Annotated in this window: 18 protein-coding genes; 15 read left to right on the top strand and 3 right to left on the bottom strand. The window is 37.6% G+C overall.

Going from position 1 to position 22,201, the window contains the following annotated elements; all coding sequences use genetic code 11:
* The first annotated feature begins 274 nt into the window (after positions 1-274).
* Entirely contained in the window at positions 275-4,702 is a 4,428-nt protein-coding gene (locus tag H8Z77_RS07950) for a discoidin domain-containing protein (RefSeq protein WP_186996686.1), read from the top strand.
* A gap of 534 nt (positions 4,703-5,236) precedes the next feature.
* Here H8Z77_RS07950 and H8Z77_RS07945 read toward each other — a convergent pair.
* Complete coding sequence (locus tag H8Z77_RS07945) at positions 5,237-5,884, bottom strand: nuclease-related domain-containing protein (protein WP_069987398.1); 648 nt, start codon at positions 5,882-5,884, stop codon at positions 5,237-5,239.
* Between the two features lie 135 nt (positions 5,885-6,019).
* Here H8Z77_RS07945 and H8Z77_RS07940 point away from each other — a divergent pair, with 135 nt between their 5' ends.
* From H8Z77_RS07940 to H8Z77_RS07880, 13 genes are all read left to right on the top strand, one after another.
* Positions 6,020-6,220, top strand: coding sequence for a DUF378 domain-containing protein (locus H8Z77_RS07940; protein WP_069987397.1), 201 nt, complete (start codon positions 6,020-6,022; stop codon positions 6,218-6,220).
* 127 nt (positions 6,221-6,347) lie between these two features.
* A complete protein-coding gene (locus H8Z77_RS07935) occupies positions 6,348-7,151 on the top strand; it encodes an LCP family glycopolymer transferase (RefSeq protein ID WP_069987396.1) in 804 nt (267 codons plus the stop codon).
* A 330-nt stretch (positions 7,152-7,481) separates the two neighbouring features.
* The gene (locus H8Z77_RS07930) at positions 7,482-7,967 is read left to right on the top strand and encodes a terminase small subunit (protein WP_069987395.1); all 486 of its coding nucleotides are present in this window, start codon (positions 7,482-7,484) and stop codon (positions 7,965-7,967) included.
* Complete coding sequence (locus H8Z77_RS07925) at positions 7,960-9,210, top strand: PBSX family phage terminase large subunit (protein WP_186996685.1); 1,251 nt, start codon at positions 7,960-7,962, stop codon at positions 9,208-9,210. The genes H8Z77_RS07930 and H8Z77_RS07925 overlap by 8 nt, the downstream gene beginning before the upstream one ends.
* Before the next feature lie 11 nt (positions 9,211-9,221).
* Positions 9,222-10,421 carry a serine/threonine protein phosphatase gene (locus H8Z77_RS07920; RefSeq protein WP_186996684.1) on the top strand — a complete coding sequence of 400 codons (1,200 nt, stop codon included), beginning with the start codon at positions 9,222-9,224 and terminating at the stop codon, positions 10,419-10,421.
* A gap of 16 nt (positions 10,422-10,437) precedes the next feature.
* Positions 10,438-11,400, top strand: a complete 963-nt coding sequence (locus H8Z77_RS07915) for a hypothetical protein (RefSeq protein ID WP_186996683.1) — start codon at positions 10,438-10,440, stop codon at positions 11,398-11,400.
* 12 nt (positions 11,401-11,412) lie between these two features.
* Complete coding sequence (locus tag H8Z77_RS07910) at positions 11,413-12,426, top strand: phage major capsid protein (protein ID WP_186996682.1); 1,014 nt, start codon at positions 11,413-11,415, stop codon at positions 12,424-12,426.
* 60 nt (positions 12,427-12,486) lie between these two features.
* Complete coding sequence (locus H8Z77_RS07905; protein WP_069987390.1) at positions 12,487-12,864, top strand: hypothetical protein; 378 nt, start codon at positions 12,487-12,489, stop codon at positions 12,862-12,864.
* The gene (locus H8Z77_RS07900) at positions 12,861-13,187 is read left to right on the top strand and encodes a hypothetical protein (RefSeq protein ID WP_186996681.1); all 327 of its coding nucleotides are present in this window, start codon (positions 12,861-12,863) and stop codon (positions 13,185-13,187) included. Before H8Z77_RS07905 ends, H8Z77_RS07900 begins: the two co-directional genes overlap by 4 nt.
* Positions 13,175-13,858 (top strand): hypothetical protein, encoded by a 684-nt coding sequence (locus H8Z77_RS07895; RefSeq protein ID WP_069987388.1) that lies wholly within the window; start codon positions 13,175-13,177, stop codon positions 13,856-13,858. The genes H8Z77_RS07900 and H8Z77_RS07895 overlap by 13 nt, the downstream gene beginning before the upstream one ends.
* Entirely contained in the window at positions 13,855-14,802 is a 948-nt protein-coding gene (locus H8Z77_RS07890; RefSeq protein ID WP_186996680.1) for a hypothetical protein, read from the top strand. Before H8Z77_RS07895 ends, H8Z77_RS07890 begins: the two co-directional genes overlap by 4 nt.
* 318 nt (positions 14,803-15,120) lie before the next feature.
* On the top strand, positions 15,121-16,395 hold the full coding sequence (locus tag H8Z77_RS07885; RefSeq protein WP_186996679.1) for a hypothetical protein: 1,275 nt from the start codon (positions 15,121-15,123) through the stop codon (positions 16,393-16,395).
* Positions 16,396-16,591: 196 nt separating this feature from the next.
* A complete protein-coding gene (locus tag H8Z77_RS07880) occupies positions 16,592-18,718 on the top strand; it encodes an amidase (protein ID WP_186996678.1) in 2,127 nt (708 codons plus the stop codon).
* A 136-nt stretch (positions 18,719-18,854) separates the two neighbouring features.
* Here the strand turns inward: H8Z77_RS07880 and putP are convergent, their stop codons facing one another.
* Both putP and H8Z77_RS07870 read right to left on the bottom strand, forming a co-directional pair.
* Positions 18,855-20,375: a sodium/proline symporter PutP gene (gene putP, locus H8Z77_RS07875; protein WP_186996677.1), complete on the bottom strand. Its 1,521-nt coding sequence runs from the start codon at positions 20,373-20,375 to the stop codon at positions 18,855-18,857.
* Positions 20,376-20,602: 227 nt separating this feature from the next.
* The gene (locus H8Z77_RS07870) at positions 20,603-21,622 is read right to left on the bottom strand and encodes an NAD-dependent epimerase/dehydratase family protein (protein WP_186996676.1); all 1,020 of its coding nucleotides are present in this window, start codon (positions 21,620-21,622) and stop codon (positions 20,603-20,605) included.
* A 284-nt stretch (positions 21,623-21,906) separates the two neighbouring features.
* Between H8Z77_RS07870 and H8Z77_RS07865 the strand changes: the two genes are divergently transcribed.
* Positions 21,907-22,200: a cell division protein SepF gene (locus H8Z77_RS07865; protein WP_069987383.1), complete on the top strand. Its 294-nt coding sequence runs from the start codon at positions 21,907-21,909 to the stop codon at positions 22,198-22,200.
* Position 22,201 lies beyond the last annotated feature (1 nt).

Genomic DNA, 22,201 nt, shown 5'->3' with positions numbered 1-22,201 from the left:
AGTAGTTTTAGCTTTTATAGTTGGATGTTATATACAAATAGATAATAGGATGTTGGTATAAAACAATAAATTTTTTTAAAAATATTGTCTTTTTATATAGTTATGTTATAATATAAACTGACATTATATTACTTTTCACATAAATAACTATAAAATAAAATTGATACGAGATAACTTAATCCTATAAAAAAGGAGGGAGATAAAACAAATTAATTGTAGAAATTTTAAATTGAGATGAAAAGCAGAAAAATAAGAAAGTAGAGAGGAATTATTTATGAAACGATTTGCAAAAACAACAGCATTATTGCTGGTGTTGTCCTTGATGATGGCAATTATTTGTCCAACTATTTCGTATGGGAAAAACCTCGGAGAGAATGAAGGGTGGTTAGAGGTTACAGCAAGCACTTCTAGCAATGCAAATAGCTCGTTAACTGCACAAAATTTGGTGGATGGAAATGAAGATTCTTTTTGGTCTTCTAGTGGGTATCAGACAGATACTCCTCCTGAGGGGGATTATGCTGTACTCTCTTTCCAGGGAACTGCATCTGTTTCCAAAATTGTAATTACTCCAAGGAAAGGGTTTACTTCTACCTTCCCAAAAGATTTTAAATTACAATATACCATAAACAAAAAAGACTGGATTGATCTTGCAAGCTATGAGGATTATCAAGCAACAGAGGAAGAACAAGTATTTACTTTCGATCAACCAATAGAAGCAAAAAAAGTAAGAATTGTTGGTACACGATATGGGGTAGATGATTTTAATACTTATTATATGCAGATTGCTGAGATGAAAGTATATGGAAGTATTATTGCCCTTCCAAACCCTCCTATCTGGGGAAGTTCTCCAATTACAGAGCCTTATGAGTATGTTGCTGATGGAAGTTTTAGTGGAGAAGAACAGCCCTATTCTCCAGACCCACTAGTTAATTACCGTTGGGATAATCCAACAGCGGATGATGATTTAGAAATATTTTTAAGAAAACCAGTTTCTGCTACAACAGAACAGGAAGATGCATTTCAAAGATTAGATTCCGCTACTACAGACAATGTAGATATTGAAGTAACAGGAGAAGGAACTATTTTATTGGACTTTGGTGTAGAGTTTGCTGGATGGTTGGAAATTGACAGCCCCGATTTATCTGGAGAGCTTACCTTAGGAGTTAGTGAATATAATCAGCCAGCCTTTGTAAATTCTGGTCCACAATCTCCTTCTAAAACAGCGGCTCCAGTGAAATATGGTGATACATATCGGTTAGAGTTGAACTCTGAATTGTATGAAGGTGTTCGATTTGGATTTATTAATGTAACAAATTTTGATCAACCATTTCATATTTCAGATATCCGTCTAGTTTGCCAGACAAAACCTGTCAATTACGAGGGCAGCTTTGACAGTGATAACGAGATGTTAAATAAAATTTGGTATACCGCAGCTTATGATGTTCGTGCTAATCTGAAAAAAGATTACATGGCGGCTATTCTAATGGACCGTGGGGATCGTCATTCTTGGACAGGGGATGCTTATCCAACCCAGGCGGCCTCTTTAGTGGCTTTTTATAATACCGATTTTGTATTGGAAAATATGCGATATACTTCTACACGCTCCAATGGTATTGAAAGTTATGAGTTATATTGGGTATTAAGTTTAATTGATTATTATGAATATACTGGTGACCAACAGGGGGTCAAATCTTTATTAAGTGAAGCCACCAAACGGTTAGACCATGCCTATGATATTTATGGAACCAATCCAAATTTAGGATTTTATGGATGGGATGAACGACTAGGTGCTGGGTTTGAAAACCCAAATATTGAGGAAAACCAGAATGGATATCAACTTCTCTCCATCCAGGCATGGAAAGATTTTTCTGAGGTATTACGTGACCTTGGAGAAACTGAGTTAGCGGATAAATATCAAGGATATGCTGATGAAAAAACAGCGGAATTGCAGAGTGACCCTAAATGGTATCAAAAATATGGAATCCATGCTTTTTCCGATGCAGTAAATGCGGACGTTTTACCAGAAGAAGCGGAAGCGCAAATTGCTGAAACTTATTTTACAGATCGTATAAATCGTTTATCTTATTCTCCGTTTAACCAGTATTTTATTTTACAGGCTATGGGGGAAACAGGAAGATATGATGATGCAATTTCTTCTATTTTAGATTTGTGGGGTGGACAGATTGAATATGGTGGTACTACATTCTTTGAAACTTACCGTCCACAATGGAATGCTGAACTGGATCAAAATGGACCAGTACCAAATAACCAGGCAGGTTATACTAGTTTAGCTCATCCTTGGAGTGCAGGAGTACTACCTTGGATGAATGAAGAAATTCTTGGAATTCACGCGACACAGCCAGGATTTACTACTTTTGAGGTTACCCCTCATTTAGGTAGACAGTTAACCAGGGTTTCTGGAAGCACAATGACCCCTTATGGAAAGATAGAAGTTTCTTTTGATACCAATACAGGGGATTGTAGCGTTATCGTTCCAGAGGGGACGACAGCGAAAATTGGCATTCCAAAAGTAGAAAAAGAAATCACTTCAATTTCTATGAATGGAGCTCTCCAGGAAATTAAACAACAGGATGAAACTTTTGTTTACTTTGAAGTTTCTGGTGGTAATTATCAATTTAAAGTAAACTATGAAGGTACTACACCTACCTATACAGCACCAGTATATAAATATGACGCTGAAATTTTAGGAACAGATACAACAACCCAAGGAAACTGGGGTGGCGTATATGGTTCTGAAGGCTATGTTTTGTGCGCCTATAATGGCGGAGACGTACGTGTATTACCCGATTATGTAGAAGATATCCAGTACACCAAAGCAAATTCTACCCAATGGGCAACAGATACCACCGATGTACGTGCGTTGGCCAGCAACCGATTGAATTTGGAGAACCGAAACCTTGGGGCATTGTACACCAATGACCCAATTGCTTGCCAACAAACCTTTACTGTGGATATTCAATTAAAGGAACAGAGAGAATACACAGTTGCCCTGTATTTTGTGGACTGGGACAGCGACAATACAAGGCAGTTGGCAATTGAAATGTTTGATGGCGATACTTTAAATATGGTAGCACCTGTAAAAGTGGTAAAAGATTATTCGGATGGTGCATATGTAATTTATCAATATGATAAATCTGCACGGTTCCGTATTGACCAAATGAGAGGAGCAAATGCTACCTTGAGTGGTATTTTCTTTGGAACAGGTATGGGGGATGATCCAATCATCACAACCACTACGGTGGATGACCAGGATCCACAAGTTTCTTATGAAGGTAACTGGACCCATGACCCTATACAGGGCGCTTGTAACGAAACCTTTAGCTATTCTAATATTGCAGGCAACAAGGCAAGCTTCCAATTTGAAGGAGATGGCATTGCTTTGTTAGCAAGCAGAGAATCCAACCGTGGAATTGCACAGGTGATTGTGGACGGAACACCATATGATAAGATTGATTTGTATTCCCCTACTATCATACGTCAATCTGAAGTATTTAGATTGGATAATTTATCAGAGGGTACGCACACCATAGAGGTTGTAGTAACAGGGGAACAAAATCCAGCAGCCTCTGGTTGTTATGTTGATGTAGATGCCTTTGTAGTTTCTAATATTGTGCAGACAGTAGAATCTGTTGCCAGTCAATTGGAAACTCCAATTATTGCACAAGATGATACTCAGTTAACAATGCCAGAAGTTCCAGAAGGCTTTATAGTAGAACTGACAAATACAAGTCATCCTGAAATTATTTCCTTAGATGGAAAAATTACAAATCCAGAAACAGATACAGAAGTAGAATTAACATTTACAGTTTCTAAAGATGGAAGATCTGCAACTGCAGTAAGGACAGTATCCGTTCCTGGTAAACCAGCAGAACCGGTAGAAACTAATAAGGATATTCTGAATAAAGTCATTGCCTATGCGGAAAACGCAGCAGATAGCGATGAGTTTGATAATGTAATTGTAGATGTACAGGAAACCTTTAAAGCAGCATTGGATGCAGCAAAATTAGTCGCAAAAGATGATATGGCAACCCAGGAAACTGTGGATGCAGCATGGAAAGCATTACTGACAGAAATCCATAAACTAGGCTTTGTGAAAGGCGATATTACTTCCTTAGAAGATTTGGTAGCATTGGCAGAAACCTACGACATAAATGACTATGTAGAAGCAGGCCAGGCAGAATTTCAGGAAGCATTGAAGGCAGCACAAGATTTATTGGCTGATAAAGACAATGCAATGGCAGAAGAAATCGAAGTGGCAGAAAGTAATCTGTTGAACGCGATATTGAACCTGAGATACAAAGCGAATAAATCCATCCTGGAAAAAGTGATTGCAGAAGCGAATGAAGTTGATTCCAATGTATACACAGCGGAAAGCTATGCAATACTGGAAACAGCAGTAGCAGAAGCAAACGCAGTGATGGCGAACGAAGATGCAACCCAGGAAGAAGTAGATGCAGCAGTAACAAGTGTACAAGAAGCAATGAAAGGGTTAGTAGCAGTAGAAATACCAACTAACGAAACCCCAGCAGATAACAATGCGGACGGGACACAAACAGGGCAAGAATCTACTACGACAAAAGCAAATGCAGCCAAAACAGGTGATATAACTCCAGTAGCGGGAGCGATTGCTGCAACGATTGCGGGAGTAGTACTGTTGGCAATCCGTAAGAAAAATAAATAACTTATCATAAAATTAAAAAAGAAAAAACAGACATTAAATAAGATGTATTGACAAAGTTTTTATAGGTGGTTGGATCGATTGTTTTCTGACCACCTATCACTATATTGTATGTGGATACAATACATACTAAATTGCGAGGAATAACGATGAAAATTATTAAATATTTTTGGGGACTAATTCCAATTACAATTTTCTTGTTATTGAAAATGTTTTTATTGATAATCGAAAAATCATTAAATTTAGTTTTAAGAGATACTCCTGATTGCATTTTATTGAGGATGCGATTCTGTTTGAACAACATCCTCTTTTTAAATTTTTGATACAATATCGTTTAAAATAATTATATTGATGGTAAATTACAAAATATAATAGCGTAATAAAATAACACTTAATTTTTTAGTATTGAATAAAAAGTAAAAATTCCCTTTCCGTATTGCCGAAAAGGGAATTTCGCTATTCTACTAAATAAGAAAAAAAGGGTTTTAAACCATACTGGAAATAGTTTATCCATAATAGGATAAACTATTGGGTAATCTATTTTTGTTTCGCAATTTTTTTAACATTTTTATTATGTTGCGCAATTAATTTTCGATCCGTTACTTGGTATTTTTTTAAAACATCATATACTCGTTCTACATTTACCCCTTTATCGGTGTAATACTGAAAATCCCCCAGATGTTTCCGGAAACGTTTTGCACTATAAACAGGCATGCCTTTTGGAATCCCTAATACTAGGCGTTTATCCGCGAATACCACTGCATTTTCAATGGAAACATTGTATACTTTTTCTTTTTGAAAAATATGGCGGATATTCTCAATGTGGGTTTTATTCTGCATAACTGGGTTATAAAATTTATGTTTATTATCTCCTACAATATGGGTCCACTGAGTTTCATCCGGACTGCCATAAACTTCCCCTTTATAGTTTTTAGTTTCCACTACAATCATTCCAAATGGAGCGATTAAGATATGATCAATTTGTGTGGTTTGGTCATATAGAGGAAGATACAGGTCGTTAATGACTTTACCATGATAACGACGAGCATACCGCCTTAAAATTCCCGCTACAACACGTTCCCCTTTTACACCACGGCGACGGTTGGCCTTTATAAGCCATACGATACCCAATACAATGATTGCGCCAACAATTAAATATAAGATAATGAATTGTGCTTCACTCATTTTATTTCCTCCTATTTGTCGTTTTGTGCGTAAACTATAGTGTAACATAAAATTTTATTTTTGTAAATTGAATAATCTTGAAAAAGGCTGGTAATACTAGTATCGAACATTTGATAGTTAAAGGAGTTAATAACCATGTTAGATAAAATTGCATTGGCACTGGTAATTATCGGTGCTATTGTTTGGGGCGGGATTGGACTGTTTCAGTTTGATCTTGTAGCCTGGATATTTGGTGGACAGAGTGCCATCGTTAGTCGTATCATTTATTCTTTGGTAGGGCTAGCTGGATTATGGTGTATCTCATTGTTCTTCCGCAGAAACGATGTGGTAGAGTAAAACCTTGCAATATGTCATGTTCAATTTTACAAACGGCTCGGTGGAATACTGCTGGGCTGTTTTTTAATTTGTAGAATATTGGTATGGGTTTTTTAAAAAAGGGTATACTTATTTAGGGGGATGGAATGTGAAACAGAGTGTTAGATTATTTTTAAAGTCCTTTCTATTATCTTTTATTATTATAGGGGGGGTTGCGGCGGTTATTTTAATTGTCATGATCCAATCCCAGACAAAAGAAGAATCTCCAACAACGCAGTATGTATATCAGGCGTCAAAAGATGAAGATTTAACTACTCTTTTGATTTTTACCCCTTCTAGAGGAGGGGAGGCAGAACGATTTTTATTGTTGCACATTAGCGCCATGCAAAATAGAATCTCGATAGCGGAACTACCTATTACAATGAAAACTACTGTAAATGGAAAAACAGACACAATAAGTGGAATGTATGATTATGGTGGTGCTTCCTATGCGGTACGAGGAGTATCTGAAAAATTAGAGATTACAATCCATCGGTATATGAGGATTGATTATAACGGATTGATTCAAATTGTGGATTATTTGGGTGGAATGGCATACACACCTTCAGAAATGGTGGAAACTATCTGGGAGGACGGCAGCATGACTGTTATCCAGCCAGTAGAACAGATGATAGACGGCAGACGGTTTTTGGCTTTAGCAAAACAAGGGGATATTGCCCAACTATTGAGTATATTATGCCAACAACAGATAAATAAAGAATTTGAAGAAAAACTGGATGATTTTTATTCTACTTTAATGAACGAAACGGATAGTAATTGCAGCAGTTTGGATTATGAACTGAGAAAATTTGGGTGGAAACAGATGTTAAGGCAGGAAACAGCGGAGTTTACAATAATACCGATAGAATCGGATGAATCTGCTTGGATCGAGGAAATCAAAAATCATTTTTAGTGATATATGTTATCGATGTATATGGGTAAGTGGTATATCGCCAAGTTGATATGGAATGTGAAAAAATAGTAGCATATAATTTGATGTATCAAATACATTATGATAAAAATTATATTTCGATTGAGCAACACGCCTAATTTGTGTATGGCAGGCTAAGTATGGGCATAAAGGCGAAATACAATAAAAGTAAGTATTGCTTTACTTGGGCTATAATAAAAACTTAGAGGATTTCCATAAAAATAGATATAATTTTGAAAAGTTGCATGTTTTCATGCAACTTTTTTGTTGTTTTTAGGGGTAAGTGAAAAGGAAAAGAAAGGAAAATTTTAAATGTTAAACCCAAAAGAACAGTTATTTTGTTATTATTTTAGCTGTTTTCAAAATTTAAAAGAAGCATCTATCAAAGCGGGGTATCCAGCTTTGTCCGCGGAAAAAACAGCCGCTAAATTGATGGGACGGGAAGAGATCAAACAACAAATTTGTGAATATTCCAAACAAAAGGATATGGAGTATTTGCAGGCAATGGTTTTATCTGGATTAGAACGGTTGGCGTTTGGAGAAATTAACGATATTATCCAATTAATGATGAAAGGAAACGAATTGGATGAAAAGCAGCTGCAAAATTTGAATTTATATATGGTATCGGAGATCAAACAGAAAGATGGCTGTTTGGAGGTAAAATTATTTGACCGATACCAAGCTTTAAAATTGATACAGGAATTGATCCAATTAAAGCAAAACCATGGAACAACAGAAGAATTTTTGCAGGCTTTTGTAGAAGGTACCAAACAGTGGGGCGGAGATAAGGATGAATAAATTCCAGGCTTTCTCCCCGAAACAAATGAAAGTATTGACATGGTGGTGTCCGAACAGCCCTTATTGCCATTATGACGCCATTATTTGTGATGGCGCTGTGCGAAGTGGAAAAACGGTTTGTATGTCCCTATCATTTGTTTTTTGGGCAAGTATTTATTTTAACCAACAGAATTTTGCCTTGTGTGGCAAAACTTTGACCTCTTTAAAAAGAAATGTTGTTACTCCATTAGTCCAGCTAGCCAATTCATTGGGATTTCAATGTAGTTTGGTATTGTCCCGCAATTATTTGGAAATCCAATACGGAGATCGAAGCAACCGGTTTTATTTGTTTGGAGGAAAAGATGAATCCTCTGCAGCGTTGATTCAAGGGGTAACATTAGCTGGTATTTTATTTGATGAAGTTGCTCTAATGCCCCGTTCGTTTGTGGAACAGGCTTTGGCACGTTGTTCTGTGGAAGGTTCTAAATTTTGGTTTAACTGTAATCCTGAATATCCTTTTCATTGGTTCTATTTAGAGTGGATTCAAAAAGCAGAAGAAAAACATGCGTTATATCTTCATTTTCAAATGGAAGATAACCCGTCTTTATCCCCTCAGATGCTGAAACGGTATCAATCCCTGTACTCAGGTGCTTTTTATGACCGGTTTGTTTTGGGAAAATGGACTTCTCAATCCGGTATAGTTTACCCGATGTTTCAGTATGAAATTCATGTTGGGTTACAGGAACGGTCGTTTTCTTCTTACTATATTTCTTGTGATTATGGAATTACCAATCCAACCTCAATGGGGTTGTGGGGATGCTGTGAATACGCTTACCGTATCAAAGAATATTACTATGATTCTCGCAAAGAACAGTTTCGTAGGACGGATGAAGAACACTATCAACAATTGGAAAAACTGGCGGAAGGATACTCCATCCAAGCGGTTGTGGTTGACCCCTCTGCTAGCAGTTTTATTGAGTGCATACGGCGGCACGGAAAATTCCAGGTGATTCCTGCAATCAACCAGGTGAATACTGGTATCAGTTTGGTATCCGATTGTCTATTAAAAAGGCAGCTTTTGTTTTCTCCTCAATGCAAGGATACCATACGAGAATTCTCTATCTATTGTTGGGAAGAAAATAGCAAGCAGGATCGGGTGAAAAAGGAGAATGACCATGCCATGGATGACATCCGCTATTTTGTATCCACCATCTGGAACCGGCAGCAAGATTCTTTTTTTGTGTATTCTGCTGCCAGAAATTGAATTTAGGAGGGATGAATTTGGGACGATTGAAACGCAAACAACCAGAAGCCCCGGCAGAGGCCGTTGTGCAGCTAAGGCCGGGGAATTACCCATTCCATATCCTTGACCGGTATGTTCCTCTGATGACACCTGAAACAAAGCTATATGCCTGTATGAGGGAAGCGATTCCGGTCATTGATTCCGCTTTGTATAAAATTCAGCGGCTAATTGGTGGATTCCGTTTTGTATGTAGTCACAAATCAGCGGAACGAGAGTTAAACCAGTTTGCTCGGGAAGTAAAAGTGGGACCTACCCAAATGGGGCTGGAAAGTTTTATTTGTAGTTATTTAGATAGCTTGCTACTATTTGGAAACGCCATTGGAGAAATCGTATTGTCCGCCAATGGAAGACAGATTGCAGGGTTATATAATTCTTCTTTTGAAAATGTTTTGATCCAAAGGGGAAATAATCCATTGCAGGTTGAAATTTTCCGTAATGACCATGGAAATCCAGTACCTTTGGAGATGCCACAGCTGATTTTATTTACAGCATTGAATCCACAGCCAGGAAAAGTTTGTGGAGATTCTATTTTGAAAAGCCTGCCGTTTGTCAGCTCTATTTTATTGAAGATTTACCATGCAATTGGAGAGAATTTTGACCGTGTTGGAAATGTAAGGTTTGCAGTGACCTATCGTCCATCTAACCAAGGGATGGATGCTGCATACGCAAAAGAGCGGGCACAGCAAATCGCGAAAGAATGGGCTGCTGGTATGGCTGCAGGAAAAACCGGAGACATCCGCGATTTTATTGCGGTCGGAGATGTAGATATCAAAGTAATTGGTGCAGATAACCAAATGATTGACTGTGAGGTACCAGCAAGGCAGATGTTGGAACAGATTATCGCAAAATTAGGGCTTCCACCTTTTATGCTGGGCTTGAGTTGGAGTACAACAGAACGTATGAGCCAACAGCAGGCAAGCACATTAAACAGTGAACTTTGTTATTACCGCAGATTATTAAATCCGGTATTAGAACGGATTGGAACCACATATTTGCGGTTAAATGGATTTTCCTGCCAGCCTACTGTAGAGTGGGATACATTGAATTTTGAAGATGAAATCAATGCTGCCCAGGCAAGATTGTACAATGCACAAGCCGCAAAGCTGGAATTGGAAAACGGGGAAGAGCCAAAACAAATTCCTGTAGATTTGAGTACAGCAATAGAACCATGAGAAAGTAGGAAAATCAATGGACCAGACAATTAAAACCAACCAGTTAGAAAAAGAGGATCTACAAAAGATTAACCAATATACCAGGAGAAACTTCACCGAAAAAGAACTGTTTAGCTTTACAGTTGTGTTATGTGACAATGAGGTGGACCGGGATGGGGAAGCGTTTACCACCCAATCCTTACAAGAATTAAAGGCTCTTTATATAGGGACAACAGGGATTTTTGACCACAGCCAAAAAAGTGAGGATCAGGCAGCAAGGATTTTTCATACCTGGGTGGAAACAGATCCCCAACACAAAACCCAATATGGGGAACCCTACAGTTGTTTAAAAGCAAAAGCCTATATGGTGCGTACCGAAAAAGACAAAGACCTTTTATTGGAGATTGACGCGGGTATCAAAAAAGAAGTCAGTGTAGGCTGCCGAGTATTGCGGAAAACTTGTAGCATTTGTGGAGCGGATTTAAGCTATGGCTGCTGTGAACATAAAAATGGTGAATTTTATCAAGGAAAGCTATGTTACACCAAATTGGAGCAGCCAGTGGACGCATATGAATGGTCGTTTGTTGCTGTCCCTGCCCAGCCAGCAGCAGGTGTGACAAAACAATACCATCAAATCGAAACCCAACCAAAACGAAAAGCAAGGACCAATGAAGAAGTGGTAAAATCGCTAGGAACAGGTACTATTAGTGTGGAGGAACAGAAAAACCTGAAATTATATATAGACCGCTTAGAGGAAAAAGCTCTATTAGGGCGGGAGTATCTCCAGGACCTGAAATCTGATATTATTTCCCTGAGTTTTTTAAGCAATTCTCCGTTGGATGAACAGGCAATCCGTATTTTGTTGGAAAAAATGGATGCGAAAGAACTGAAACAATTAAAAGAAGCGTTCGCAAAATCTTGCCAGAAAACAGGCAAACCGCAACTAGGATACCAGAAACCAAAAAAAGATACATCAGAAAACCGTGAGTTTTATATTTAGGAGGAAGCGAAAATGAATTACGAAACATTACGATTAGAAAAAGGAATGTATTCCGTACCAGGAAAAAGTTTTACCCAGGTACTGGAAAGTTTAGACCCAAGTGAAAATTATAAAGGAAGTTCATTGGAAGGATTGGATGCTTACCAAAGACAGTTAAAACGGTTTGATATTAAAGTTGCTGGAAGAAATTCCGATGCATTACAAAAATTTTTCCAGACTTCTGATTCTACTGCATTGTTTCCAGAATATATTTCCCGTGCAGTTTACCAGGGCATGGAAGAAGTAGATGTGTTAAGCGATATTGTAGCGGCTACTACAAAAATTGATAGCCTAGATTACCGTGCTATCTGTTCAATTCCAAGTGACGATGACAAAGAGATGAAACAGGTTGATGAAGGGGGAGATATCCCATCCACTGAGGTAAAATTACAGGAAAACCTGGTAACACTGAAAAAACGTGGTAGATTATTGGAAGCCAGTTATGAGGCAATCCGATTCCAGAAACTGGATGTGTTTACTGTGACTTTGCGTCAGATTGGCGCTTATTTAGCAAAAACTTTATTGACAGATGCAGTTACCATCTTAAAAGATGGAGATGGGAATTCCAATCCAGCAACTGTAACCAATGTAGCTTCTGCTGGTAAGTTGACTTATACTGATTTGCTGACTTTGTGGAGCAAATTTGAATCTTATGAAATGAACACTATGCTGGTTGCTCCAGATGTAATGTTAAAAATGTTGGAAATTGAAGAGTTTAAGAATCCGTTGACAGGTTTAAATTTCCAGGGTACAGGACGTTTGACAACTCCTCTGGGCGCTACATTGATTAAAACATCTTCTGTTCCTACTGGCTACATAATCGGATTGGATAAACGCTGTGCTTTGGAGCGTGTAATTGCTGCGGATGTTTCTGTAGAATATGATAAATTAATTGATAAACAATTGGAACGTGCCGCTATTACCACGATTACTGGATTCACTAAAATCTTTAAAGATGCGTGCCAGGTGCTAAAAGTAAATGCGTAAAGTAAAATATCCAGGGAACCCCCCTGGATATTTTACTACAGTTCGAAAGGAGAGATTTCATTGGATGAAATGAAAATTGCCAAGATTGTGTCCGCAATGAGCGGGATACCAATGGAAGAACTTTTGCCTAGGATGCCATTAATTATACTATCCACGAAAGAAGTGCTTCGGATGGTAAAGGAAGAACAAGAGATAGAACAACACCAGGACTTGTTAGACTATATTTGTGCTGCGAACGCCTGGTACCGTTACTGTTTGACAGAAGATGCCGCAGTACCAAAAGGAAGTTTTTCTGCTGGAGGGATTTCTGTTAGTACTTCGGATGACAACCAGGCGATAAGGGCAAAAAATTTGCGAGATGAACTTTGGGCATCTGCCAATTTTCTATTAAAATATGAAGATGATTTTTATTTTTCAACTACAGGAGGGGAATCATGAAACCAAAGTTAGAGCAATGGTTCCGCTTTTACGCCCATCCTCTTACAATATCAGATGGAAAACAGAAGTATCCATGCTTGGGGATGGTGTTCTATCAGAATGAAGAAAATAATTTGTTTCAATATCCGGAACCTTACCCAGTAGGAAATGTAAACCATGGAAACTTATTGTCTTATTTTTTATACCAGGGGGATTCCCCACAAACGAAGCCAATTATTTTAGTAGACCGTCAGCACCGTTATCAAGTAGAACAATTGGAATACATTGAACTATTTCAATGCTGGAAGGCTGCTTTAAGGGAGGGGACAGGATGGAACAATTGATAGAACAATTAATGGAGATATTACGACAGAATATGCCAGAGGTTGAGGTTGTCCCTGAATTTTCGAAGCAAGTTATTCCGTTGGAACGGATTCGGATTACAGTGGGGAACAAAACTCTGGAGCAGCAAAATGGTATCCAACAAACAGTGATTCATATTGGAGTTTATGTTCCATTTTATATGGAAAGCAACCAATGCAACCAGATGATAGACAAAATATTAGTTATGTTATCAGAATCTACACTCACTGGATATCAGGGAATTGCGGTGGGGGGAATTACCTACCATAGTAAAGCAGATGCTTTTTATACTGAAATGCAGTTAAAGTTCTCCCACTCTTCCAATACAATATCCTTTGGTAGTATCAAAATACCATGTGATCCAGAAACGGTTTCTTTGGTGTGCAAACGGCATCTGGTGTCTCGTTTTTCCGCTTTTCTTGGGGAAGTCATTCAAGATTTAGGGAAAAAAAGCCGTATCTTTTCGTTTGAAGGGGTATTGGACAAGGAGCAATATCAACAGGTGTATCAAGTGTATTCGGCAGGGGAAAAACAGACGGTAATCCTGCCGGATGAATCGGAGATGGATGCTGTTTTATCCAGTTTTTCCATCAAAAAGATATTACCCAATGGATGGAACTGCCGTTTTATTTTTACTGAGGTGACATTATGAATATCCTTGTATTAGCTTCTACAGTAAACAATGAAACAGCAACCCTATCCCATCTGGTGGAATTTGAGTATTTCGCTTGCATTTATACAGTAGGGAGTAAGTTTAAAGGTTTATTTATCGATAAAAACCAAGCATATGAGTTTGCCAGCATTAAAGTATATTTGGAGAATGAGCTGTTATTCCACGGATTTGTAGATAAACAGGTTACCCAGCTTACCGCCGTTGGAGAATTTTTGGAGATTGAGGCCTCAGGATATGAAACAAGGCTATTGCAAAATCAGGTTCGTCCTACTGTCTTGGAAAATTGCAGTTCGGAATATATTTACCAGAATTACGCTCTTCCTTATGGGATAAAAGCGAATGGATTACTGAGTTATACCCTGCCAAAATTAGAGATTACTGTGGGGATGAGCGCCTGGAATGTAATTGATATTTTTTGTAGAAGGGCATACTATTATTTTCCATTGGTAACAAAAGATGGAACATTAACCGCTCGATGGCTCAATCAAAAGATGTATATCATTGGAAATAAACCAGACTCTGAGCACTACTATACTCGTTTTCGGTACACCAATGACCGAAGCCAGTTATTATCCAGGATTTATTGGCAAAATCCTGACAATCCACAGGATTATTCCAATTATTTTGATGCCCCTTATGCAATTGATTATAAAATTCAACGAGAACGGTATTACCGTTTGCCAGCAGCTTGGAAAACCCAGCCAGATGATGCGGTAAAACAAGTTGCATTAAACTCTCGTGTAAAATCCATGGAAGTAGAGGTTATATTACCAGAACTTCTGGCAGCCTATCCTGGGGACAATATTCAGATAGAAGATGATTATTTTAATGCAAGGAGCTACTATGTTGGGGAAGTTATCATGACATCCAATGAGAATGGCAATCAGACATTGTTGCGTTTGTGGAATACATTGCGACTATAAGCTGTAGCTGTATTATCAGTGGATAGAATGCTTTTGGAAAATAATTGAAAAGGATAAAGTGAGAAATATTACAGTGTAGTTATTCCTTTTATACAATTCAAATCCTATAAATTTAGACAGTATTTTTATTCTACTATATTGTGAAAATGCACAAAATATGATATAATATATATACTTTATCGTTCTTATTAAACAAATGTTAAAATCTGTTTTAAAATAGGTTTTTTAAGCCTATTTTTATAAAAATAGAGTAGAACGATAAAGTATTCATTATCTGATTCACAAGAAGAAAATAGAAAAAAGGAAGGAGTGCTACTTGTGAAATTTCAAAAATCTATGAAAAAGAAGATAGGGGCAATTCTTTTAGCTGGTGTAATGGCGCTGGCTGCATTTCCTCTAACCACTTTGGCAGCAGAAGGGAATCAATTCCTACCTCCGGATTTTACCAAAGCTGAGATGGAAGAAACCATAAAAGAATATGTAAATTACACACAATTTACAGAGTTTACAAGTGATGCGGAACGGGCAGACCATTTCTTTGAAGAGGTTCCACCTGCGGCGGATGCTTTTCAGGTTACAAAAATGAAAGGTAATGACCAGGTATATGACCAAAAATATTATCAGCCAGAGAATTACCAATATGTTATCCCATATGATGATTTTGCTGCTATTACAGCTCAATACTACAAAAGTGTTCCTGACATGACCGGAGTAGATTTAGGCATATTGGGCGAATATCATGCGGAACTGGATAGTTTCGTGATTCCTGAAGCTGGAATTGGAGATGCTCCTTATTTAACAGAGTTGGTTGGTATTCAGCCAGTCGTAGGTACTGAAACTTATGTTGAGATTTATGCTAAAGTTTCGAACAAAACTGCGGATCAAAATCCAAATATGGACAACGAATCTGAATATACCAAATGTGTCTTGACGGTAGCACAGAACGGTGAAGATTGGAAATACATTTCTTTCCAACCCGTAGATCAATTCCCAAGCTTAGACTATATGCCAACATCTATTGCGTATGATCCAGAAACTAATATTATTATTACAGCGGATGAATCTATTGTCCCAGAAGGCACTACGATGAATTCCCGTCAGATCACCGAAGGTAACGATTATGAAATGGTAAAAAGCGCTATTGATGCTGATCATTTTACGTTATATGATATTTCTTTGATGAATAATGGGGAGGAGATCCAGCCAAAAGGGGAAGTAGCAATCGCAGCTCCATTACCAGAAGGGTATGACCCAAGCCGAACCAAAGTATATCGTATTGATAGCCAAGGGGCTGCAACTGAGGTAGAATCCGTAATGATAGATGTGGTAGAGGATTTTCCTTTTATAGGATTTGACGCCAGCCATTTCAGCCTTTATGCTATTGCTGAAACTTCAGAAACCATTAAACCAAATCCAGATCCAGTTCCAGAAGCGAAACCAGAACAACCTACTGGAAAACCAGGTACCAATACTTCTAATATCCCTGCTACTGGTGACCATGCTCCATTTGTAGGAATTGCTATGTTATTAGGAGGAGCTATTCTTTTAACAGTAGGAACAAGAGAAAAGAGAATTGGTAACAATACAAAATAGCTACAAGTTTTAAAAGAAAAAATAAACTGCCTCCAATATAAAAGGGCGTTTTATATTTAGGTAAAAGTTTTAAAAAATTATTGACAAACAATTAAAACGGTGCTATAATTCAAAATAAGGACAAAGGCGTCATAAAGCCTTTGTCCTTTTTATTTTCCCGGGAAGATAAATTTTTTGGAAGGAAGTTTGTAATGAAATGAGAAAACGAACAAATTTGATTTCTAAAACTGTTGCGGTTTTAGTGGCTATGGCAATAATGGCTTCCATATCTTCAACTGTTTATGCTGCGGATCAATCCTCTTTAATGACTAGGACACAACAAGTAGAAAATATGTTTACTACTGCTGACTTAATGGATGCCACAATCTATGAACTACGGGATGCGATGGAATCCAACAAGGTTACTTCGGCTGAATTAGTACAAATGTATCTTGATCGGATTAATGCCTATGATGATTCTAAGGATTTAAATGCGATTATTTCCATTAATCCAGACGCAATGGAAATTGCAGAAGAATTGGATCAGGAACGTGAGACTGGAAACACAAGAGGGCCTTTACATGGTATTCCAATTGTAGTGAAAGATAACTATGATTACGAAGGAATGTCCACTACTGCTGGAGCTACTGCCTTATCTGGTTCTATCGCAAATGACGATGCTACTGTGATTGCTAGATTGAAGGAAGCAGGTGCTATCATATTAGCAAAAACTAATTTATCAGAATTTGCTTTTTCCGGTTCCAATTCTAGAAGTTCCATGGGAGGTACTGTACATAACGCTTATGATACTTCCCGTACTCCCGCGGGTTCTTCAGGAGGTACTGCGGTTGCGGTGACTTCAAATTTCGGCGCAGCTGGCTTGGGAACGGATACAGGTTCCTCAATTCGTCGACCATCCAGTTTTTCCAATTTATATGGCTTACGTCCCTCCAAAGGGCTTACCAGTATTGATGGTGTTGTTCCATTAAATGCGGATCAGGATGTAACAGGCCCAATGTGCCGTACGGTAGAAGATTTGGCTATTATGCTGGATATTATTGCTGGTACAGATAGCAAAGACCATTATACAGCTAATGCGGATAGTTTGATTCCAGAGGATGGATATACCTCTTATTTAAACGCAGATGGGTTAGAGGGTAAAAAAATTGGTTACTTAACGAACTCATTTGGAATTTATACTACGACTTCTAAAGATGATTCTGGAAATTGGGTAACATCTGAATTAGAAACACCAACTGAGCTGGATCCTGATATGCAAGGAATGGTAAATGATACTTTAAATACGTTAAAAGAAGGTGGGGCAGAACTAGTAGATATTTCTTCTCTTCTGCCAGATAGTTTGATTTTCCAATTAAACGGAGCTGTTAACTCAGCACGCCTATCGGGTAGCAGCGCATTTGAATGGGATATGTATGAGTATTTCCAGGCACTTGGCGATAATGCGACTATGCACAGTGTACAGGATATTAAAGAAAATGGTGGATATATTTCTGATTTAGATGGATATAACACCCCAGAAAATGAATTGGTAAATCCAAGGTTTAATGCTGATGGTACACCAACGGCAGAATATGAGGCAAACTGGAATGCCCGGCTTAATTTTAGAAATACTGTTAGCCAAATTTTAAAAAACAATGGGATTGATGCTGTGATTTATGTATCCCAAACGGATGTTCCATGCTTAGAAGAAGAATCTGATGGGGATAGCACAACGATCCACAGCAATACAGCGGCATATATCAATAAATTTGGTCCGGTAGCGGGTCTTCCAGAAATGATGATGCCAATGGGAGTAGCACAAGTAGATCCTTCTGAAGGCGTTACAACACAAATGCCTCTTGGTATCTCCATGTTTTCCAGCTATGGAAATGAAGCAACTATGATTGAAATTGCTTATGGATATGAACAGACTGCGAAGGGAATACGTGTACAACCTTCTACAACTCCAGTATTACCTGACCAAAAATTAAATGCATACTTAGATAGTTTTATTAGTGAGATCAATCAATTAACTCCATCCGATTATACAGCTGAAAGCTGGAGCAGTTTATCTACCGCATTAGGAGTAGCAACTTCTGTAGATAAAAGTGATGTTTCTGCTACTTATGATGCAACATTGGCATTAGCTAAAGCGTATGATGCATTAGCAAAACAGCCTATCTTACCAGATACTCCTTCCAGTACATCTGGTGAGAATGTTAATATAGACACAAAGGTACCAGCACCACAAACAGGGGACGTTCCGATTACAATTGCGTTTGTAACTGCCATTATTGCTTTATCAGGTGGTGTAGTTGGTATAAGACGTCTAAGAAGGAAATAATTTTTCAATAAATTAATGGATTGTTGGATAGTATTTTAAATCTATTTACCAATTTAGCCATTATTAAAATAAATCGCTTGAGATTTACAATTGTAAATCTCAAGCGATTACTTATGTAATAAGATTTTGTACCAGTTTATTCTGTAATTTCTTTATTAGCAGTTACTTCATCAAAAGTATCCAGCATTGTTTTGGATGGAGCTTTTGTTAATAGGCTGACAACAACCATAACAACTGCGCAGATTGCAAAGCCTGGGATTAAGGAGTAAACACCTGTCATAGTAGCAAGAGTAGAACCACCAAATGGAATGTAATCCCATAGGATTACAGTTAAGCCTCCAGCAATCATACCAGAAGCCGCTCCAGCAACATTAGAGCGTCTCCAGAACAATGCTAACAATACAACTGGACCAAATGTAGATCCAAATCCAGACCAAGCGTTGGATACCAGCCCCATAACACTGCTATTCGGATCCAGTGCAATAACAAACGCAATTGCGGACACGATTAAAACAGTAATACGGCTAATCATTAACATGCTTTTATCACTAGCATTTTTATTAATAACCCCTTTGTATACGTCTTCTGAGATAGAAGATGCAGTAACCAACAGTTGAGAATCCGCTGTAGACATAATGGCGGCCAGAATACCGCACAATAGAAGGCCACCAACAAAAGGAATACCAAGATGATCAGAAAAGATGGTATTAATCATCTGGATAAATACACTCTCGGAATTTTCTAATGGTTGGTTTGCAAAGAACGCCGCTCCAATTACCCCTAGTGTACAGGAGGCAGTTAATGAAATAACCACCCATATAATACCGATTTTACGAGATTTCCGCACTTCAGTTTCATTTTTAATCGCCATAAAACGGATTAAAATATGGGGCATACCAAAGTATCCCAATCCCCATGCAAGCTGTGAAATAATGCTAACAATAGAAAGTTGCTCTCCTCCACTGAACATTGGGTTTAAGAAATGGTGGCCAATTTCTTGATATACTTGACCAGCCCCATCAAATCCACCTAAAATTCCAATCGCGAATCCAGGAACGACAATTAGAGAAATCAACATCATAAATCCTTGTACAAAGTCTGTCCAGCATACAGCCAAAAATCCTCCTAAAAAGGTATAGACCAAAATAACAAAGACACCAATTAATAAGGCTATTTTGTAATCAATACCAAATACGGTGGAAAATAAGGTTGCCCCTGCCGAGAAGCCGGAAGCGGTATACACAAGGAAAAAGATCATAATAAACAAAGAAGATGCAACGCGCAATACTTTGTATTTATCTTCAAACCGGTTTTCGAAAAATTCTGGTAAAGTAAGGGCATTTCCTGCCTTAATAGTATAGCGGCGTAGTTTGGATGCTACAATACACCAGTTTAAAATAGTACCAATTGCAAGGCCAACCGCAATCCAAATTTGCCCTGTACCCAATGCATAAATAGCACCTGGCAGCCCCATTAATAGCCATCCACTCATGTCGGAAGCCTGCGCACTTAAAGCGGCTACCCAACCTCCAAGGCTTCTACCTCCTAAAAAATAATCTTCTGATGTTTTTGTTTTTTTGTAACAAATGAAGCCAATGAGCATCATAAATAATAAATATGCTCCAAAGGCTATAATAATCCAAATATTATTTGTCATATTATAAATCTCCTATACATATATTTATTAACTTATTTATTATAATATAAATTAAAAACATTGGCAACTAAAAAGAAAAAAATTTGTATTTTTTGGTGAAAAAGACGAAAAATAAAATTTTTTTGAATGATTATATTAAGATAAAATAAACAAATAAAGATAGGATATTTGTTAAAATTGACAAAATAGAAAAACCAGACTACCATTTTACTGATAGCCTGGTCTTTTTATATTTTACATCCTAATGGTCTTGGTTGAACCATATGATGACAAACAAGCCATTGAGCAGTATCCAGTAAAGTTTCCTCAATAGGGCGGGGGGTATAGTGTAACTGTTTTTTTGCTTTTTGATGAGAAAACGTAATTTTTTCTGGAATGGAATACAGTTCATAAGAAGTAGTTAATGGCGGTTGTAAAAAAGGATTCCGATAATTTTGATGGAAATAGACCATGAGTTTCGAAAACCACATAGGTACCATTGTTTTTGCCGGTTTCCTTCCTGTTATTTTCTGTAGCATTTGGAAAAGTTGTTGTACTTCATAATATTGATTGGTACAGAGATATGATTCACCGGAGATTCCATTGTTGATAGAAGAGATAACAGCATCGGCAACATCCCTTACATCTACAAAATCATATCCGCCTTTTACATCAATGGTCGTCTTATGGTTCATAAAATCCATAATCAATTGTGTTAAATGTCCAGTACCATAATCCCCAGGCCCTAACATACCAGAAGGTTGAAGAATACAGGCATCTAATCCTTTTGCGCCGTAATCCAGCACCAACCGGGAAGCGATTGCTTTTGTTTTGGCAAAAATGGTTTCTAATGCATCAGCATTAAACTGATTGGATTCTTTTATTATGGTGTTGGTAATTGGAATTGCATGGGAAGAGCTAACATAAATGAATTTTTTTGTGTGATGCATTATACACATGCGTAAAAGCTGTTCTGTTCCGTTTACGTTAATATCGTATACCAAATGTTCAAATTTAGGTGCAGCAGACAAAATAGCAGCAGTGTGAATCAAAACAGTATTTTCATCGGTATCTTTAAATAAAGCAATTAAACTTTGAATATCCCGTAAATCTCCCCGGATTAATTCCATATTAGGCGATTGGAAAGGCGGTGTCTGATCGGACGGCAAAGCTAGGCCGCGCACATGGCACCCTTTCTGCAATAATTTTTGTATAATTGTATTTCCTAGATGACCAGTTGCCCCAGTAACCAAATATAAATTTGCCATAACTCTCTCCAATGGGAAATAATTCAAGATATATTTCATTATAAAAATAAATTGATAACAGGGAAAAGAAAAATTATAGTAATTTTGTAAAGAAAAACAGAATAGATTATGAGCAGACTATGATTCGCATGATGTATTAATTGTTACAAGATATGTGTGCGCTTTGTTTTAGAAGATTTTTTGTTTCATTGTAGAAAAAATTTAGAGAAACAGGGTGAAAGCTTCATTTTTACTTGATAAAATAATAATAATTACAGTATTTTATTGAAAAAAGGAGGGATTATATGGAACCATGTATACCGTTTCCAGTGTTTTCCGTCAGTTCCTTACAGCAAGTAGCAGATGCTTGTGATACTTTCCGCCAAACTGGTTGCGCCTATTTTAATTTTATCAATATGGAACCAGATTTATGTAGCAGAGCAATTGACTTTTTAACGGGTTTTGCAAAAGGGTATGATTGCTGTTTACTATCAATTTGTGATACTGAATATTGTATGTTATTAAAGGACAACACAGTGGACGATGTGGATTCTAACCTATGGGGGCAGATTGAGTTTACTCAGCACACCATACCATAAA

It is taken from the genome of Clostridium facile (assembly GCF_014297275.1).
GTDB classification, from domain to species: Bacteria; Bacillota; Clostridia; order Oscillospirales; family Ruminococcaceae; genus Massilioclostridium; species Massilioclostridium facile.
This window is presented reverse-complemented; position numbering and strand designations above follow the sequence as displayed.

What these genes read in the sequence shown, in the direction of transcription:
- H8Z77_RS07920 (WP_186996684.1), top strand. Translation starts at nt 9,222, where the DNA reads ATGAATTTGGGACGATTGAAACGCAAACAACCAGAAGCCCCGGCAGAG.
- H8Z77_RS07900 (WP_186996681.1), top strand. Translation starts at nt 12,861, where the DNA reads ATGAAACCAAAGTTAGAGCAATGGTTCCGCTTTTACGCCCATCCTCTT.
- H8Z77_RS07940 (WP_069987397.1), top strand. Translation starts at nt 6,020, where the DNA reads ATGTTAGATAAAATTGCATTGGCACTGGTAATTATCGGTGCTATTGTT.
- H8Z77_RS07925 (WP_186996685.1), top strand. Translation starts at nt 7,960, where the DNA reads ATGAATAAATTCCAGGCTTTCTCCCCGAAACAAATGAAAGTATTGACA.
- H8Z77_RS07945 (WP_069987398.1), bottom strand. Translation starts at nt 5,884, where the DNA reads ATGAGTGAAGCACAATTCATTATCTTATATTTAATTGTTGGCGCAATC.
- H8Z77_RS07950 (WP_186996686.1), top strand. Translation starts at nt 275, where the DNA reads ATGAAACGATTTGCAAAAACAACAGCATTATTGCTGGTGTTGTCCTTG.
- H8Z77_RS07930 (WP_069987395.1), top strand. Translation starts at nt 7,482, where the DNA reads ATGTTAAACCCAAAAGAACAGTTATTTTGTTATTATTTTAGCTGTTTT.
- H8Z77_RS07915 (WP_186996683.1), top strand. Translation starts at nt 10,438, where the DNA reads ATGGACCAGACAATTAAAACCAACCAGTTAGAAAAAGAGGATCTACAA.
- H8Z77_RS07910 (WP_186996682.1), top strand. Translation starts at nt 11,413, where the DNA reads ATGAATTACGAAACATTACGATTAGAAAAAGGAATGTATTCCGTACCA.
- H8Z77_RS07880 (WP_186996678.1), top strand. Translation starts at nt 16,592, where the DNA reads ATGAGAAAACGAACAAATTTGATTTCTAAAACTGTTGCGGTTTTAGTG.
- putP (WP_186996677.1), bottom strand. Translation starts at nt 20,375, where the DNA reads ATGACAAATAATATTTGGATTATTATAGCCTTTGGAGCATATTTATTA.
- H8Z77_RS07870 (WP_186996676.1), bottom strand. Translation starts at nt 21,622, where the DNA reads ATGGCAAATTTATATTTGGTTACTGGGGCAACTGGTCATCTAGGAAAT.
- H8Z77_RS07890 (WP_186996680.1), top strand. Translation starts at nt 13,855, where the DNA reads ATGAATATCCTTGTATTAGCTTCTACAGTAAACAATGAAACAGCAACC.
- H8Z77_RS07895 (WP_069987388.1), top strand. Translation starts at nt 13,175, where the DNA reads ATGGAACAATTGATAGAACAATTAATGGAGATATTACGACAGAATATG.
- H8Z77_RS07865 (WP_069987383.1), top strand. Translation starts at nt 21,907, where the DNA reads ATGGAACCATGTATACCGTTTCCAGTGTTTTCCGTCAGTTCCTTACAG.